Below are 15718 nucleotides of genomic sequence, written 5' to 3'. Positions count from 1 at the left end.
CGGCCCTTGTACAGGTGCAACAAGGCCTACGGTAAACTGCGAGGACAAGGGTTTGCAGTGGACAAGGATCGTCTCGAACGCCTTAGAACGACCGCCTACTGCATCAAGCACAACGACCGCGAGTTGTACGACCATCATCCTGTGATGTTCGATCCCGACTGCGTCCCGGAGGGCAGGGCGATTTATTCCAGCAGTTGGAGCGAGGCCCTAAGGCTTCACGATGCCGACATTCTCGATTTCTTCGACGCCGTGCGCAAATCGGCGACAGTGAAAGAAGGCGCAAACCGGAAGGTAACGCGGCGACGCAGCGACACCATTAGTTAAAATGACAGATCCTCATAGTCCAAAGCTCAATAAGTATAGCCTAATCACGAACTGCGACGCATTTATCCAATTAGCTAATGCATTTTTCGAACTAAAAGCAGATTTAGCGAATAATATAAAGTTATTATAAATTTTTTATAATTCGCGAATCGCAGCATCATTCCTCTGCCGCAATATCGCGGCAGCAAACGAGGAATGTGACATGGTACAGGAAAGCGATACGATCGACCTTGGCACTGCCAGCGTCGAGACCAAGGGCCCGATCGGCACCGGCGGCGACTTCGTCCTTGCTCAGAACCAGCCCGGCCTTTCGGACGACTGACGACGAGGATGCGCGGCGCATGCCGCGCATCCTTCCGCCCTGATCGCTCCTCGCTTCCGGGATTACCTACATGACCACGTCTCTACGTGAGGGTCTCACATTCTGCCGGCTGGCTGATCGGATCGTATTCCTCGACATTCCAGCCGACCGTTACTTCTGCCTCTCGCGCGAGGCCGAAAATGTCTTCAGCAGAGCCTCCGCTGGCGAGCCTATCGCCGAATTCGAGCGTGCCATTCTCGCAAAAACGGGCATCGTCAGACGGGCGGCAAGCCCTTTTGTCTTCCGCGAATGCAGCAAGAAGCCAGCACTTCGCAGTGCGCTTGAGCAGGATGCATCCTCGGGCGGTCGGCTGGCTCTCGCCCGGATGTGCGCCCGTTTCCTTTACGCCCAAAGCAGTTTGCAGCGCCGTGGCCTCGCCCAAACGCTTGCCTCGATGGTCAGGATAAAGCCGACAGAGGACCAAGCCGATCTCCTTGCGGTCGCAGTCATCGCCGACGCATATCGCCGATGCATCGGGCTAATCGGGTCGCACGACCGATGCCTTGCCTATGCAATTGCGGTCGCGCGAAGCCTCTATGCCGCAGGCGCGGCTGCTGACGTCGTAATCGGTATCGGCATGCCGCCGTTTAGAGCTCACGCCTGGGTGCAGTGGCGAGACGTCCTGGTGAACGAACGTCTCGAGATCGCAGCCCACTACACACCGATCGCGGTGCTGTAATGGCTCAGCGGTTCACAATCGGCATCAATCTTGGGCAGGAAGAGCAAGCAAGGCTGAGATCGCGTTCAATCGTGGCCGCCTCTCCTGCCCCGATCGATCGCCCCGGCCTATTCGCTTGCGCCTCTCATGGTGTTGAAGCGATACGACTGCTCGATGCAGGCTTGATCGTCGGCGCCGTTTACTGCCGCGACCGGATGAAACGGATTACCGTTCTGCCCCCGCAAGAGTGCGACAAAATTCTGCAGACGAACGGCCGCAGGCTGATCGAGCGCTACTGGGGTGATTGGGTTGCCGTAATCCGCGCGCAGGATGCGGCATTTCTGCTTCGCAGCCCTTTCGGCGCCCTGCCCTGTCTTTACCGCAGCAACGCGGGCGCTACCATCGTTGCCTCCGACATCGATACGCTCGCCTGGGCCTCCGACATGGCAAACTCGGTTGATTATGGCGGAGTGGCTTTCCAACTCTATGCGGGCGACATGCGCAGTGCCGAAACCTGCATCACGGGGGTTCACGAAGTGCGAGGCGGCGAGGTTGCCGTATTCTCCGGCAAGAGCGCAACGCACGAGACCTTGTGGTCACCTTGGATGGTTCCGCAGAGTTCAAGGAGGGCCACAGCCGCAGACCTCAATGAGCAGATTCTTCGCGAGCTCGCGATCAGCTGCGTTGCCGCAAAGACCTCGAGAACCAGCAATCCACTCGTCATGCTATCCGGCGGCCTCGACTCCTCGATTCTTGCGGCTTGCCTCGCCGCACGCGGCCGTGAGTTTGCATGCCTCAATCTCGTGGCGCCCGCTGCTGCGGGCGATGAGCGAAACTACGCACGCGCAGTTGCGAGCTTTGCTGCCCGCGAGCTGACAGAGAGGAATATGCCTGATCAGGCACTGGGCCTCGAGAGTCTCCCAGCCTCCCGCCTGCCGCGCCCGGTGGCGCGAGGTTTCGAGCAACGCCTATTCCAGGATGCGCAGACCGTAGCCGCTGAGCTTGGATGTGACGCAATCGTAGATGGCGGAGGCGGAGACAATGTGTTCTGCTCACTCCAGTCTGCATCACCAGCCGCCGACTGCCTTCTCGGCGGACACAGCCTCACCGCCTTTTGGCGAACATGTCAGGAAATCGGTGAAATGGCCCACGCATCGGTCTGGCACGTCGCGTGGAAGGCCTTGTCTCGAGCCGCCCACAGATCCCGCCCGTATCGCTGGTCCACCAGCAGTAGTCTGCTACCGCCCGCAGCAGTGCAAACGGCGCGCAATAGGAAATTGCATCCCTGGCTTGCCGACAATGAGGAGCGCTTGCCGGGTCGTGCCGGCCAGATCGCTCTCCTGGTAGCTGCCCAGAGCTTTATCGAGGATGGTCCCGCCGGAACCAAGGATAAGGTTGTTTCCCCGCTCGTCTCGCAACCGCTTATTGAGCATTGCCTCTCGATCCCAAGCTGGCACTGGTTCGAGAACGGCTGCAACCGTGCCGTCGCTCGGCGCGCATTCGATCGAAACCTACCGCATGAGGTCGTTTGGAGGCGCGGCAAGGGAATGCCCGACAGTTTCGTAGTTCGAATGTTCGAAGCCAATCGGTCTTACATCCGCGACAATCTGCTCGATGGCCTTCTCGCCAACGAAGGCGTGATATGCTCGTCCTCGGTGCTCAGGATACTGGACGATCCGGCCCCATTCCAGGGGCAGGAATTTGGCCGGATCGTCAGATTAATGGACGCCGAAAAATGGGCCCGAGAGATCAGGGACTTGTCGTCGCCACCGCCGACTTGGCCTTCGCGCGGAGGATATCCCAACGCGCATACTGGCCTCGCTTCTCCGGCGCAGGATCCCGATAGTCGCTGAGCCAGAACCTGAACCAGTCGATATCGCGGTCATAAATCGCCAGCCGGTGCGCAGGCTGCCACTTGTTGTGGTATTCATCATCGAAGACGAAAACCTCCAGCGGTTTGTCGGCTTCTACGAGCGCGCCCATCGCCGGCAAACCGAGTGATGCTTCTCGATCGGCAACCTGCATGAGGATGGGGGTATCGATCTTTCGAGCGTTGATCGAAAGCGAAATAGGCTTCCAGTATTCGCGATCGTTATCGACGGACGCGGGTATCCCGCCGCGCCGGTTTTCCTCGCCCCAGGCAAATCCTCCCAAAACGGTCTGCGTGAGGAGATCGTCGCAACAGGTGCTCATCGCTGCCGCCTTGAAACGCCGAGAATTGACCAGCGCAAACTCTACCGTCGACGCTCCGTCACTCAGACCGCTGATTCCAATGCGCTCCGGATCGATTACGCCGGTAGCTATCGCGGCATCGATCCCGTCTTCCAGCGCCGAAAGAATGCTTCTTCGGTCAGCCCAGTTTCGCCGGCTGGCAGCGCGGTTCTCTTCCCAGGTTTTCACCGAGGGATCGCTGTCGGCAACGTCCGGCGGCCGATTGAAGCTCAATACCGCCAGCCCCTTCGCTGCCATTGGAAAGATCGGGTAATCGTCGCCCACCCCTCCCCTCAGGAAGCTTCTGCTCTGATACTGCACGATGACGAGTGGCAGCTTGCCCTTACCGTCATAGTCAGGCGGGAGGACAAGATCGCCCCAGGCAGGTAGTCCGGCGGCACTCGAGAATTTGAGCCGGGTGACTCTGCCCAGTCGGAACGCAGCGAATTCCGGGTTGGGGTCGAAGATCACGCGGCTCCGCCCCGACGCAAGGTTTACCCCCACGATGCGCCGGGGCGTGGTGGCGTTCTCGCGGCCACATATGAGTTCTGAACCTGCAAAGATGCAGCCCGTAAGCGCATCGGTTGTCCGCAGAATGGTGGTGAGACGACCAGTCTTGGGAAACCAGCGGTGGAGGACGTATTCCTCCCTGTCCCAGCCCTCAAGGCCAAGGTAGACCACCGACTGCCCGCCCTTTTCCCAATAGAGTCTGGAAATCCTGCCGTCGCATCCTTCTCCCTTGCAGGGAATTTTTGCACCGTCGGGAAACTGCGCCCACACCTTGCGATCGGCGGCGGGATGCGTCCCGACAGGCGCTGTCCATGCCATGCTGCCGGCTTCGTTTGTGACGCTCATTTCGTACGGCGCGCCAGGCGAAGGAGGCACGGTGACCGCCTTTTCCTCCTCGGGGGAAGCGGGCCGGATCGCGCCCGACGACAGGTCCGCCACGAAGCTCTTGCGCACGAGGTCCGAAGCCCAGGGTTGCGGCTCCCACGATTGCATTGGCAGGATGCTCTTGTCGTAAAGCCAGCCCGAAGGCGCTTCCCGCGCTATCTTGTCCTTCGCCAACTGACGGCCTGGCCGCGTGAAATAGATCAGGCGCGCGCTGTCAGCCGACCAGACGAAATCCTCTACGTTGCTCGTTTCGTGCGTGGCCACTTGCGCGCCGCTGCCGTCGGCACGGGCTCGCGCCAACTGAACAACCCCATCGATCAGCTTGCGGTAAGCGATCGACTTGCCGTCTGGAGACCAGATCGGAACGATAAGCTCCGGAAAGCCCGTGGTAATGTAGAGATTACGAAACGGAGCGGACATTCTGGGGATGGCACCACCCCGGTCGAGGATCCGAGCCGCGCCATTGCCGCTGATCGGCATGACGACCAGTGCCGAGCAGTACTGGTTCGATTTAGGATCGCCCCGCGATATCACGAACGCTATCGACGTCCGGTCCGGTGAGAGGGCGTAGGGACTGCTGGCGTCGCCGGTGGCGTCCGGATACCCAATGTCCCGGAGCCGAGCCAAATCCATCGTCGTGATGGTTCGGGGCTTGGCTTGCGTGTCGGCAGCGGTTGGAAGCAAATCGTCGCAAGCGGCATGCGCCGGATTCGACAAGACGAAAGCGCCCGCCAGAGCGAGCCCACCAGAGAACAAACTTACCATTTCTTGGACACCGTGAGGCTGAGGACCCGGCCGTAGGGCGAGTAGTTGGTACTGTCGTAAGGCGTGTCGTAATACGACGTGATCGCGATCGAACTGGGCTTGTCGTTGAAGGCATTCTGGATCGAGGCAATCAGATCGATGCCGGAGAGCGCGCCCTTTGCGTGATCGAGAGAATAGCGAAGCGTAAAGTCGACGGGCACCATGCCCGCGACCCGAACCGAGGGCGTGGAACGTGTGTCGCGGACCGGGCCGATGTAGTTGAAGGCGCCCAGCAGCGAGAGTCCGTCCCGGCTCCACGAAATCTCGCCGCGTCCCCGGAAATGAGGGGGATTGAACAGCGTTCCAGCTAACGGGGTGACGGCTTGTTCCGCACTCAGCTGCTGCTTGCTGTCGATATAACTCCCATTGATGGCGGAGCGCAGCGTTCCTTTGCCGAGCGCGAATTCATAGCTGGCAAGGACATCCACGCCGCGAACGGTTTGCCGCCCGGCGTTGACGTTCGAATTGTCGACGATGGCAACGACCGTGCTCGGATTGTACGCGCTCCCTGTATAATTGGTGAAGGTCGCGCCCCTGGCGATGGCGGCCGCCTGTTCGACAGCGCTCGGATCAAGCGTTATGTAATCGGCATAGGCAGGGTTCGACAGCGACTGCGACGCGTAGGTGATCGGCGAGACGATGCGATCACGGTAGTGAATGTCGAAATAGGTGATCTGAAGCTTGGCGCCCGCCAACCCCCGCGGATGCAAGTCGAGGGTCGCTGACCAGTTGGTCGACCGTTCGGGTTTGAGGTCAGGATTGCCACCCGACACGTAAATTGCGGTCCCACCGCCGGTGCCGCCGAGTGTCGAGGCATTATAGAGCAGAGTCGTGGCGGGCCTGAATTGTTCATAGAGCGTCGGCGTCCGGAACGATTTTCCCCAACTTCCCTTGAGCGAAACGTCCGCGCTAGGCGCATAGATCAGCCCCAGTTTCGGCGTCACCACGGAATCGACATCGGGATAGCGCTCGTAGCGCGCCGCGAGACTGAGATCGAGACTTCGACCCAGCGCCGGTGCCTGCCCGGCACCAAAGACCGGCACGCTCAATTCTCCGAAAGCGTAGTAACTATCCTGCGACGCATCGATAAAAGCACTCGCGCTGGAACCTGAGCGCTGGAAGGTGCTCTTTCGATAGCCGACGCCAACAGCCGCCTTGATGTCGCCGCCCGGAACCGAAACAAGTTTGCCGTTGCCCGACAACTCGATGTTGGAAGTCTCGTTGCGGTAGATGCCGGACGAAGCATCGATTTTGGTGGTCCCATAGACGTAAGTCCCACCGAATTTCGAGCGGTTCCAGCCATAACTGCCACCAAGGGTCACGAGCCAGTCAGCTGGCAAAGCCAGGGTCAGCGACGGCGCGGCGCTCCAGGATTCTGACGGGCGCGTAAAGTCCGCCCTGCTCACCGACAAATCGCCGGCCGCGTTGAGCGGGATCGTCTGCTCCCACCATCGCCTGTTATAGAGCGCGTCGAGATCGAAAGTCAGGTTGCCCAGCAGGTTCTGCCGCAGCACCAACGAAGCGTTGTGATGCCGCAAGTAAGGCGAAAGAGTCAGTCCAGGAACACGGTCTTCCGCATAGGATCGCTGATCCGCCTCGATGGCCGTTGTGCGCGCGTATTCGTAAGCGAACGTCGCGCTCCTTGAATTCCAGACTTTACCGGCAGTGACCCCGTACTGCTGCTGGAAATTGCCGCCATCAGTCGATCCGCCGATCCGCGCGCTGGCATCGAGGCCATCGAAACCACGCCGCAGGATGATATTGGCAACGCCAGCAACGGCGTCAGAGCCGAACAGTGCCGAAGCTCCGTCCGGAACGATATCGATCCGCTCGATCGCACCAAACGGTATCGCTGAAACATCGACCGCCTGTGCAGCACCGGCGTAGCTCATCCTGCGACCATTCAGCAGCGTCAGCGTCGCATCGCTACCGAGCCCGCGCAAGTTGATCGAAGAACCGCCATCGAGGTCGGCGCCACTCGCCGATGGAACGTTGTATCCAAGCCCGGCATTTTGTCCGCCCCCGAAGTTCTGCGGAATGGCGCGGATGACATCGGCGACCGACGACTGACCGGCGTCGCGCATCTCCTCCCGATTGTACGTCAGCGTCGTCGATGCGACGGGCGCGCCGCGAATGTGAGATCCGGTGACGACGATGGTACCATTGTCGCCCTCGTTCTGCGCAAGTCCATGAATGACCGCCCCGCCTTGCGAGGAATTGGCCTTGAGGCCACTTCCGGCAAGGACCGCAGCCAAGGCTTCCTCGAATGTGAGATTACCGTCGACAGCAGCGGCTTCCCGACCTGCCACAGCCTCTTCGTCGACACTCACATTGCGCCCGAACAGGCGACCGACATCACGAAGCGATGCCGCCATTGATTGCGCTGGAAGATGAACTTCGATGCGCGCCTCGGCTCTGGCCGAAACAGGCGCGCAAAGGGTCGTCGCGGCCGCAGCTATGCTGCAGCACGCCAAATATTGGTAACGCACTTATGAGCCTCCGTCCCCGGGATCCGCGCTCAGCGAGATCCTTCAGGACGGAGACACCAGGTTTGAAAAATCACCCTCCGCTGGTGATCATTTTTTTTCGGCCTCCCCATCGACCAACGCAAAACTGCCATCGAGACGCACTCGGACTGCAAGGTCGAATGTTGCGGCGAGCTGTCTCGCGAAGCCTTCGGGATCGGATCGGCGGAACGCTCCCGTCACCCTCATGGGGCGGGCAGCTTCGAATTCGAGGAGGACAGGAACCGGCGTCGTTCTATTGAATGCCGCGACCGCGTCGGCAAGATCCGCGCCGTCCAGAACGAGCATGTCATTCGGCCAGGCGCGATCAATTGGCGGTGTGCTGGTCGGCACACCCAGCACTCCACCGGCGATAGTGACCCTTTGGCCTGCCATCAGGTCGAGCCCCCTCACCGCAGATACCTGCGTTCGACTTTGCACCTCGACTGCTCCCTGGATGAGCGACACATTCATTCGCGCCGGCAAGAGCTCGACATCGAACAAGGTGCCATGAGCTGTCACGCTTCCTTCACCTGCCTCGACCACGAATGGACGGTCCACCTCGTGCGCAACCGCAAATCGCGCTCTGCCGGCCAGGAGACGAAGGCGCCGCTGGCTTGCATCGAAGGATATCTGGATCCGCGCCCCGCGGTCCAGAGTGATGGCCGAGCTGTCAGGAAGCACAAGTTTTCGAGGCTGCTCCTCAAGCGACGCCACTTCCATGCGAGAGTAGAGCTGGCGCCCAGCAGACCAGCGATGTCCTCCTACAAATGCGACCGTTCCAATAAGGAGCCCGCAAACTGCCAGCGCGCCAACTAACTTTCCGGGTGTTCTCAGCAACGCCGGCTTGGCGATGGCGAGACGTCGGCGCCTTCCGGTCGGTGTGTTGGTGATGAACTTGATTGTATCCCATGACCGAACCCTGCGCTCGTAAGCTGCAGCATTCTGCGGTTCCGCATACCAATCAGCGAAAGCCTCTCGAAATCGTTCGGCCTCCGGACCGCGCATCCGCGCGAACCAGTCATCAACCTCTTCCTCGAAGCTCATTCCACCACCACGAAGATACAATCCCCCATCACGGCTCCAGATGCCGGGTCACGTGCCCGATCGCCCGGCTCATATGCTTCTCGACGGTCTTCACACTGAGACCGGTTCGCGCCGCGATCTCGCCATATGTAAATCCGTCGATCCGGTGCGCGAGAAATATCTCGCGCGTACGCGGGGCCAATCCTGCAACGATCGCTTCAAGCCGTGCAAGCATGTCCCGCGCCTCGTAGGCAGCAACGGCATCTGTTCCTATCAACGGGACGTCATCGGCGCAGACGTGCAGATTGACGGAGCGACGCTCCGCATAGCGCGCATCATTGCGGATCAGATTGATAGTTGCTTGCCGCAAGTAGGCGTCAGGCCTTTCCACTTTCAATTCCCCGTTTTGCCTGGTGGCAAGGCGCAGAAAGAGTTGTTGAATGACGTCGGGCGCCTGGTCGGGACGGGTATGCCGCCGCGCGAAGCGCAGGAGCTTGTCGCGCTGCGCCCGGTAAAGGCGGTCAAGCCAATCGGACCTGCGAGGCAAGACGCGATCTTCAGGCGGCAAGGGATCGCCTTCGTCAATTCCGGTAGGACCGCACGAGTAATCGTCATCTATCTTCAGGCGCATGTCGGCACCTCGGCGGTTACACGACAAACGGTCCTGGCGTGCGGTGCGCACACGCCCATATCGCCCAACACCATGGGCTTTCTCCAATCAAGGAGGCCGCTGGACACTGCCCAGTCGGTGCCATTTCACCCCAGTTCGCTTATTGCCGCCTTTAGCTGACGCCTGGACATTCGCGGCAACGGCCCGGCTCAAGTCCGAGCTGCAGTAACCCATCGGTGTGGCTGACTTGCCTCGGCGCGATCCTCGTCGCGCCGCCCATTAGGCTACGGATAAGTCCGGGACTTGCAAGCAAAACAAGTCGGAAAATTGCCGGGTGTGAAAGACCAGCTTCATGGCAGCTGGGCCGATACCTTTAGCCACAAGAGGACCTGTACATTCGCCTCGGCCACCCGGCATTATTGAATATCGCCATCGAACGTCAAAGACTGTTGCAGAATACATTGCACTGAGAGCGAGCGCTGAATTTCAGTGGCCCTCGCAAATCCAGCTTATTGGATTGCCGCCACAATCAAGCACACCTTAGCTGCACCAAATCGAATTCGGCTGTTAAATTTTTGAATTCGCCGAATTGGGCAGAAGACAAGGATGCCTCAGAAGCACTTTTTATTGACCAACGACATCCTGACTCAGGACGCCTGCGTTGGGGCGACAGCGTCAAGCTCCTGTTCGAGCTTTGCGCGAAGCTTTGATAGAACCTGGCTCGCCAACCGAATTTCAGAGATCGTCATGCCGTTCGCCAGGGTATTTACCCTGGGATTGTATTCGGCCAGCGCGGCAGCATAGGCGGATTGCCCCTTTGGGGTCAGCACCACGAGATTGGCTCTGCGATGATGAGGATTGGGCTCGAAGGTGACCAAGCCTTCCTTGTTGAGATCGTTGACGATCCGCTGCACGTTTTGCCGGTTCGATCCCAAGTCCCGTGCGATCCATGCGACAGGCCGAGCCTGATCTGAAAGCGCGATAGCGCCAAGTATCTGCCAGCGCGCACTTGTGAGACCAAAAGGTGCGACGAGCCTGTCCCCCCAAGTCAAGGTGACATTGTTGGCCCGCATCAGCCCCAGGATCAGCTCGGTGAAAGCTTCTCCCCTGGCTTCTCGATTTCGTTCGTTCACTGTCAGCACCAACCTTCGTTGACATCATCATGTCAAATTTTTACTCTGCGTGCGTAGCAAAGCGACCGGGCATTTTCAACGCAACCATATCGCGGTCCGACAATCACGACGTCGGCAGTGCAACCGTAAAGGGCTCGTCATGCCACTCATTTTCAAAATCCTCGCCGTCACGGGCAGCGCCATGTTCGCCGGCGTCATGTTGGCAATCGGTGTGATCCTGGGGAGCTATTGGAAAGGCCTGCCGCCCGCGATCTTTCTCGACTGGTTCGCCGCCAACAATCACCTGGTGGCTCGCGCGATTCCGCTCGTGCTTTTGCCGGCGCTGGTAGGCATCGCCGGAATGCTGGTAATCGAATGGAGCAATCCTGCCGTGCGCAACATTTGGCTCGCATCGGCCGCATGCCTACTCATCGTACTGCTTTTGACCGCCACGCTATTCGTTCCAGCCAATTCCGCATTCGCCGCAAAAACCGTGCCGTTGGATCAGGTTCGCCATAAACTCGACGTCTGGCTTGGCCTTCATACTGTGCGGATCGCATTTGCCTGTATTTCTGCCGTGCTCGGTGTTTGGGCCGTCAGCCGGTAACGGCTCGCTCCCTACAAGAAGGTCGAGCTCATCGTCGACGACGCGGCCCCGGAAATGACCCTTGCGCTAACCTGAGGGTCTCGATTTGCTCTGCGCTACATCCCGCGCCGAGGCCACGAATTCTGCCACGACCGCAGATGAGGCACCGCGCCGCCACGCCAATCCAAATGCCACGGACGTCAACTGCGGAGGCATACCAGTGCCGTCGAGCGGACGGAACGCCACGCCGCGCATCCTCAGTCGTTCTGCCGAAGCGGGCACAATCGCAACGCCCTCCCCGCACGATACGATCCCGACTACCGCCTCGGTAGAAGGTGCCTCATGCACGACGCGAGGCTCGAATTTGGCGAACCGACAAAGCGCGTGCAGGTCCGACTGAAAGTTGAAGCCGCGGCGCGCCTCGTACGTGACGAACCTGCTGTCCGCGAGCGCGGAGATTTCGATAGCTCCCGATGTCTCGAGCAGCGGATGCTGGGACGGCAAGGCAACGGCCAGGGGTTCTTCGTAGACAGGTATTGTCTCAACAAGTTCGTCCAGTACCGGGAGACGGATCAGGCCAGCGTCTATGGTGCCGCCGCGCAGCGCCTCAAGCTGTTCAAGAACAGGCATCGCCTTGAACACGATGTCGACATCCGGCGCCTGCGTCTTGAAAGCACGGATCAGTCGCGGCCAGAACGAATAGACTGTCGATCCGCCGAACCCGACCGTCAATGTTCCGCGCAAACCAATGGCCACTTTGCGCACTCGATCACCGGTCTCTTCCAACAGTTCGAGAATGCGCCGGGCATCGCCTGCAAGACTGGCCCCTGCCGCAGTTAGCCGAACATGATGCGTGTCCCGCTCAAAGAGCGTTGCCCCAAGTTCGCCTTCCAGCTGCCGGATCGCACGGCTTAGCGGCGGCTGCGAGACGTTGCAGCGCGCTGCGGCGCGAGTGAAATTCAATTCGTCTGCGAGCGCCACGAAGTAGCGAAGTTGCCGGACATCCATGGTTATATCGATAAGGTATCACCAAGCGGACAACAATATATTTCCGTAACACCTGAAAGCGGCTCACTGACTCCACCGACACAATAGGAGGTAGGAATGTCGGAGCGGATCAGCCGGCTCGAATTCGAGCAGCTCGCACCGCCGGTACAGGCGGTTCTGGGCGCCAGGGTCAAGCGGCTTGGCTACCTCGGCGAGTTCTTCCGCTGCACCGGCCATCAGCCGGGCATTCTCACGCCGTTCATGGAGATGACAGAGGCGCTCAAGAAAGCGCTTCCCGACCGGCTGACGGAAGTTGGTGCGCTCACCATCGCTACCCTCGTGGACAATGCCTACGAACGCCATCAGCACGAGCGCCTTTCCGAGAAGCTCGGTTTCGGCAGGGAATGGATCGCGGCCGTCGAACGCCTTTCGCCGGAAGAGCAGGAATTGCTCGCACCCGATGAGCGTGCAGTGCAGCGCCTCGTCATCTCGGCCGTCGAACGCCGCGGCCACGGCGTGAGTCCCGAGCTGGAAGCAGTGATCGAGGCAATCGGCGCCGATGCCGCAGTTGCACTGCTGTTTCTGGTCGGTCGCTACATCACCCACGCCATCATCGTGAATGCACTCGAACTGGCACCTCCAGTTCCATCGATTTTCGTACAGGAGCCATCGTGATGAGCGATCCGATCTGGATCACCGAACAGGACGTCGTTGAACTGCTTTCGCTTCCCGAAGCGATTGACGCACTGAGGGTCGGGCTTGCCGAAGAAGCGGCAGGCCACGCCACCAACATGGTGAAGACGCATGTCATCTGGGGTGGCCACGCCACCCTGCACGCAATCGGTGCCGTATTTGAAGGCAAGGGTTTTGCCGGTACCAAGACCTGGGCCCACACAGAGGGCGGCGCGATGCCCCTTCTCGTGCTGATCGACAGCAACGACGGATCGGTCCGCGCCATCATTGAAGCGTTCGCGCTCGGCCAGATGCGCACGGGCGGCATCAGCGGCGTCGCCACTGACCTCCTGGCACGACCCGATGCGCGCCGAATGGCGATGATCGGTGCCGGCAAACAAAGCCTCGCCCAGATTGCGGCGGTCGCCGCAGTCCGTCCTCTCGATCGCGTCGCTGTGTGGAGTCCGACACCGGCCAAGCGTGAGGCGCTTGCCGCCAAGACCGAGGACGCGCTCGGTATCGAGACAATCGCCGCCTCGACGCTCGGCGAAGCGCTCGACGGTGCCGACATCATTACCGCAGCAACTCGGGCAACTGCACCGTTCCTGACGTCGGAGATGCTGGCTCGCGGTGTCCATCTCAATGCCGTCGGCGCGATCACTCCAGAGCGCGCCGAGTTCGATCCGGCACTCTTGTCGCGCGCGACCGTCACAGCGGCCGACAGCGTACCCCAGGTCCGCAAGCTCTCGCGAGAATTCATCGAAGCCTACGGCAGCGATGAAGCGAAATGGCAGGGCATTCGCTCGCTTGGATCGCTGGTTGGAGATGCGGCCAGCCGTCCAGCCGACGCCGACCTCACAGTTTTCAAGGCAATGGGAATGGGAATTTCCGACCTGTCCCTTGGCCTTGCGATTTTCGAGCGGGCCGTCGCGCGGGGGCTCGGACGCCCCATCCCTCGCCCGACCCGCGCCGCACCGCGCCTGAAGCGGTAAGAGACAACAGGAGAGTATTACCATGACCAACAGCATTTTCGTCGAAGGTACCGGCGCACTCCCCGAGCGCGATGAACCGTGGGAGCCGGTCGTCATTCCCAAGGAAGACATCGACGCCGAAATCGCCCGCCTGGCCGCACTTCCGCGCCCTGCCAACGGGCGGCGTCGCTCCTACTTCGTGCATCCGCGCAACAAGAAGTCGCGCGGCCTGGCCCCCGGCATCGAAGTGGCGCTCGACGTTCTCCTGCCCGGAGAGGAAACGATCACTTTCCGCCAGAATTCGACCCAGGTGAACTTCGTGATCCGCGGTGAAGGGGAAACCGAGATCTCAGGACGTCTTCGTTCCACGAAGCTTCACGACGTATGGAACACGCCGTCGATGCGCGTTTATCGCCACCGCAATACCGGCGACGACATCTACGTGCGCCTGACCTATTCGAACGGCGCGCTGCTCGACATGATGAACATCCACATCGTCGAGGAAAACCCGGCACCCGCGCCGCGTGCCAGCCATGACGAGAGCGAAGGTGAAGTCGAGGACGCTCGCAAGAAGAGCCCCTACGGCACCTTCCCTCTCAACGACGAGGGCGCATGGATGATGCCCTACGAGCTGCTGATCAATCCGCCATCGGTCCAGAGCCCCGCGCTCTACTGGCCCTGGGACGAGGTCAAGGAGCATCTCGACAAGCTCGAAGCCCTCGGCAAGGATTACATCGGTCGTCGTCTCTATCTGCTCTACAACCCGATGACCGGCCGCACCAACGGCACCACGCCGAACTTCTTCGCGACCATGACGGTTCGCCCGCCGAAAATCGTCGATCGTCCGCACCGCCACTCTTCGGCAGCGGTAAACTACTATTTCTCGGGTTCCGGCCGTTCGACCGTCGAAGGCAAGACCTACGAATGGAAGTCTGGCGACCTTATGCTTTCGGCGCCTGGTTGGGCCGTTCACAACCACGCTTCGTTCGACGAGCCTGTGTACGAGTTGACCATCCAGGATCAGCCGCTCAACATCGCGATGGAATCGTTGCTCTGGCAGGAAAGCCTCAAGGAACCGCCGGCATTGCTGGGGGCAGAGGAAGGCTTCGCCACCAATCGCGCGGATGCGGCGGCCTGACGATGGTCGCGCCTGCTCCATCAGCAGCAGCTCACAAGCACGGCATCACCCTCTCGGATGATGCCGTGCTCCGAGCCGCTCTCGCGCTCGAAGAGGCCGAGCGCAGCCAGGTTCAGATCCCGCTTCTCAGCGAGGATCATCCGGGCATGACCCTCGACGATGCCTATGCGATCCAGTCCGCCTGGATGCAGCTCAAAAATGAGTCCGGCGACGGTGTCGTGGGGTGGAAGATCGGCCTGACTTCCAAGGCCATGCAATCGGCGCTTTCGATCGACATCCCGGATTCGGGCGTTCTGCTCGAGAGCATGGTGTTCGGAAATGGCGCCGACATCGCGGCAGACCGCTTCATTCAGCCGCGTATCGAGGCGGAAATTGCGTTCGTGATGAAAGCGCCTCTGGTCGGCGCCGAAGTGAGCGCGGAAGAGATTCTTGCTGCGACCGACTATGTCGCCCCCGCGCTCGAAATCCTCGATACGCGGATTACCCGCAAGGACCCCCGGAGTGGCCAGCTCCGCCGTGTCTTCGACACGATATCCGATAACGCCGCGAACGGGGGAATCGTCCTGGGCGACCCCGTGCGCGATTTCCATAACCTCGACTTGCGCTGGGTCGGCGCCATCGTCTCGCGCAACGGTGAGGTGGAGGAAACCGGGCTCGGCGCCGGCGTGCTCGATGACCCCTTGCTTTCGGTGTCCTGGCTTGCGGCCAGACTGGCTGCCTACGGCGGTCGTATCGAGGCAGGACAAATCGTTCTGGCAGGCTCGTTTATCCGGCCGGTCGAGGCTCCACCCGGCAGCAAGATCGTCGGCGACTTCGGTACGTTTGGCCGGGTCGAGTGCAACTTCCTGCCCTGATCCAAT

15 protein-coding genes are annotated in these 15718 nt (G+C 60.4%); 9 read left to right on the top strand and 6 right to left on the bottom strand.

Annotation, left to right across the window (positions count from 1 at the left end):
* Positions 1–57: 57 nt before the first annotated feature.
* The 4 genes from U9J33_RS08150 (at position 58) to U9J33_RS08135 (ending at position 3196) form a co-directional block, all read left to right on the top strand.
* A complete protein-coding gene (locus U9J33_RS08150; protein WP_324698903.1) occupies positions 58–324 on the top strand; it encodes a hypothetical protein in 267 nt (88 codons plus the stop codon).
* Between the two features lie 202 nt (positions 325–526).
* Positions 527–646, top strand: coding sequence for a benenodin family lasso peptide (locus U9J33_RS08145; RefSeq protein WP_324698902.1), 120 nt, complete (start codon positions 527–529; stop codon positions 644–646).
* Between the two features lie 70 nt (positions 647–716).
* Complete coding sequence (locus tag U9J33_RS08140) at positions 717–1364, top strand: lasso peptide biosynthesis B2 protein (RefSeq protein WP_324698901.1); 648 nt, start codon at positions 717–719, stop codon at positions 1362–1364.
* Positions 1364–3196, top strand: coding sequence for an asparagine synthase-related protein (locus U9J33_RS08135; RefSeq protein WP_324698900.1), 1833 nt, complete (start codon positions 1364–1366; stop codon positions 3194–3196). Before U9J33_RS08140 ends, U9J33_RS08135 begins: the two co-directional genes overlap by 1 nt.
* Here the strand turns inward: U9J33_RS08135 and U9J33_RS08130 are convergent.
* The 5 genes from U9J33_RS08130 to U9J33_RS08110 all read right to left on the bottom strand — a co-directional run bounded on the left by U9J33_RS08130 (position 3093) and on the right by U9J33_RS08110 (position 10525).
* On the bottom strand, positions 3093–5213 hold the full coding sequence (locus tag U9J33_RS08130; protein WP_324698898.1) for an Atxe2 family lasso peptide isopeptidase: 2121 nt from the start codon (positions 5211–5213) through the stop codon (positions 3093–3095). The genes U9J33_RS08135 and U9J33_RS08130 overlap by 104 nt on opposite strands.
* The gene (locus U9J33_RS08125; RefSeq protein WP_324698897.1) at positions 5207–7741 is read right to left on the bottom strand and encodes a TonB-dependent receptor; all 2535 of its coding nucleotides are present in this window, start codon (positions 7739–7741) and stop codon (positions 5207–5209) included. The genes U9J33_RS08130 and U9J33_RS08125 overlap by 7 nt, the downstream gene beginning before the upstream one ends.
* A gap of 87 nt (positions 7742–7828) precedes the next feature.
* Positions 7829–8803, bottom strand: a complete 975-nt coding sequence (locus tag U9J33_RS08120; protein ID WP_324698896.1) for a FecR family protein — start codon at positions 8801–8803, stop codon at positions 7829–7831.
* Between the two features lie 28 nt (positions 8804–8831).
* A complete protein-coding gene (locus tag U9J33_RS08115; protein WP_324698895.1) occupies positions 8832–9413 on the bottom strand; it encodes an RNA polymerase sigma factor in 582 nt (193 codons plus the stop codon).
* Positions 9414–10039: 626 nt separating this feature from the next.
* Positions 10040–10525 (bottom strand): MarR family winged helix-turn-helix transcriptional regulator, encoded by a 486-nt coding sequence (locus U9J33_RS08110; RefSeq protein WP_324698894.1) that lies wholly within the window; start codon positions 10523–10525, stop codon positions 10040–10042.
* Between the two features lie 139 nt (positions 10526–10664).
* Here U9J33_RS08110 and U9J33_RS08105 point away from each other — a divergent pair, with 139 nt between their 5' ends.
* Positions 10665–11111, top strand: coding sequence for a DUF1772 domain-containing protein (locus U9J33_RS08105; protein WP_324698893.1), 447 nt, complete (start codon positions 10665–10667; stop codon positions 11109–11111).
* A gap of 66 nt (positions 11112–11177) precedes the next feature.
* Here U9J33_RS08105 and U9J33_RS08100 read toward each other — a convergent pair whose 3' ends face one another.
* Entirely contained in the window at positions 11178–12098 is a 921-nt protein-coding gene (locus U9J33_RS08100; RefSeq protein WP_324698892.1) for a LysR family transcriptional regulator, read from the bottom strand.
* Between the two features lie 96 nt (positions 12099–12194).
* Between U9J33_RS08100 and U9J33_RS08095 the strand changes: the two genes are divergently transcribed.
* From U9J33_RS08095 to hpaH, 4 genes are all read left to right on the top strand, one after another.
* A complete protein-coding gene (locus U9J33_RS08095; RefSeq protein ID WP_324698891.1) occupies positions 12195–12752 on the top strand; it encodes a hypothetical protein in 558 nt (185 codons plus the stop codon).
* Positions 12752–13741 (top strand): ornithine cyclodeaminase family protein, encoded by a 990-nt coding sequence (locus tag U9J33_RS08090; RefSeq protein WP_324698890.1) that lies wholly within the window; start codon positions 12752–12754, stop codon positions 13739–13741. Before U9J33_RS08095 ends, U9J33_RS08090 begins: the two co-directional genes overlap by 1 nt.
* Positions 13742–13763: 22 nt before the next feature.
* Positions 13764–14858, top strand: coding sequence for a cupin domain-containing protein (locus U9J33_RS08085; RefSeq protein WP_324698889.1), 1095 nt, complete (start codon positions 13764–13766; stop codon positions 14856–14858).
* A gap of 65 nt (positions 14859–14923) precedes the next feature.
* The gene (gene hpaH, locus U9J33_RS08080; RefSeq protein ID WP_324698888.1) at positions 14924–15712 is read left to right on the top strand and encodes a 2-oxo-hept-4-ene-1,7-dioate hydratase; all 789 of its coding nucleotides are present in this window, start codon (positions 14924–14926) and stop codon (positions 15710–15712) included.
* The last annotated feature ends 6 nt before the right edge of the window (positions 15713–15718 follow it).

The organism is Novosphingobium sp. RL4 (genome assembly GCF_035658495.1).
GTDB lineage: Bacteria > Pseudomonadota > Alphaproteobacteria > Sphingomonadales > Sphingomonadaceae > Novosphingobium.
The sequence above is the reverse complement of the archived record's forward strand: the minus strand, read 5'-3'. Positions and strand labels throughout refer to the sequence as shown.

Bases quoted from the DNA above. Each gene is read 5' to 3' on its own strand.
- U9J33_RS08095 (WP_324698891.1), top strand. From the start codon at position 12,195: ATGTCGGAGCGGATCAGCCGGCTCGAATTCGAGCAGCTCGCACCGCCG.
- U9J33_RS08090 (WP_324698890.1), top strand. From the start codon at position 12,752: ATGAGCGATCCGATCTGGATCACCGAACAGGACGTCGTTGAACTGCTT.
- U9J33_RS08105 (WP_324698893.1), top strand. From the start codon at position 10,665: ATGCCACTCATTTTCAAAATCCTCGCCGTCACGGGCAGCGCCATGTTC.
- U9J33_RS08085 (WP_324698889.1), top strand. From the start codon at position 13,764: ATGACCAACAGCATTTTCGTCGAAGGTACCGGCGCACTCCCCGAGCGC.
- U9J33_RS08140 (WP_324698901.1), top strand. From the start codon at position 717: ATGACCACGTCTCTACGTGAGGGTCTCACATTCTGCCGGCTGGCTGAT.
- U9J33_RS08145 (WP_324698902.1), top strand. From the start codon at position 527: ATGGTACAGGAAAGCGATACGATCGACCTTGGCACTGCCAGCGTCGAG.
- U9J33_RS08130 (WP_324698898.1), bottom strand. From the start codon at position 5,213: ATGGTAAGTTTGTTCTCTGGTGGGCTCGCTCTGGCGGGCGCTTTCGTC.
- U9J33_RS08100 (WP_324698892.1), bottom strand. From the start codon at position 12,098: ATGGATGTCCGGCAACTTCGCTACTTCGTGGCGCTCGCAGACGAATTG.
- U9J33_RS08120 (WP_324698896.1), bottom strand. From the start codon at position 8,803: ATGAGCTTCGAGGAAGAGGTTGATGACTGGTTCGCGCGGATGCGCGGT.
- U9J33_RS08135 (WP_324698900.1), top strand. From the start codon at position 1,364: ATGGCTCAGCGGTTCACAATCGGCATCAATCTTGGGCAGGAAGAGCAA.
- U9J33_RS08115 (WP_324698895.1), bottom strand. From the start codon at position 9,413: ATGCGCCTGAAGATAGATGACGATTACTCGTGCGGTCCTACCGGAATT.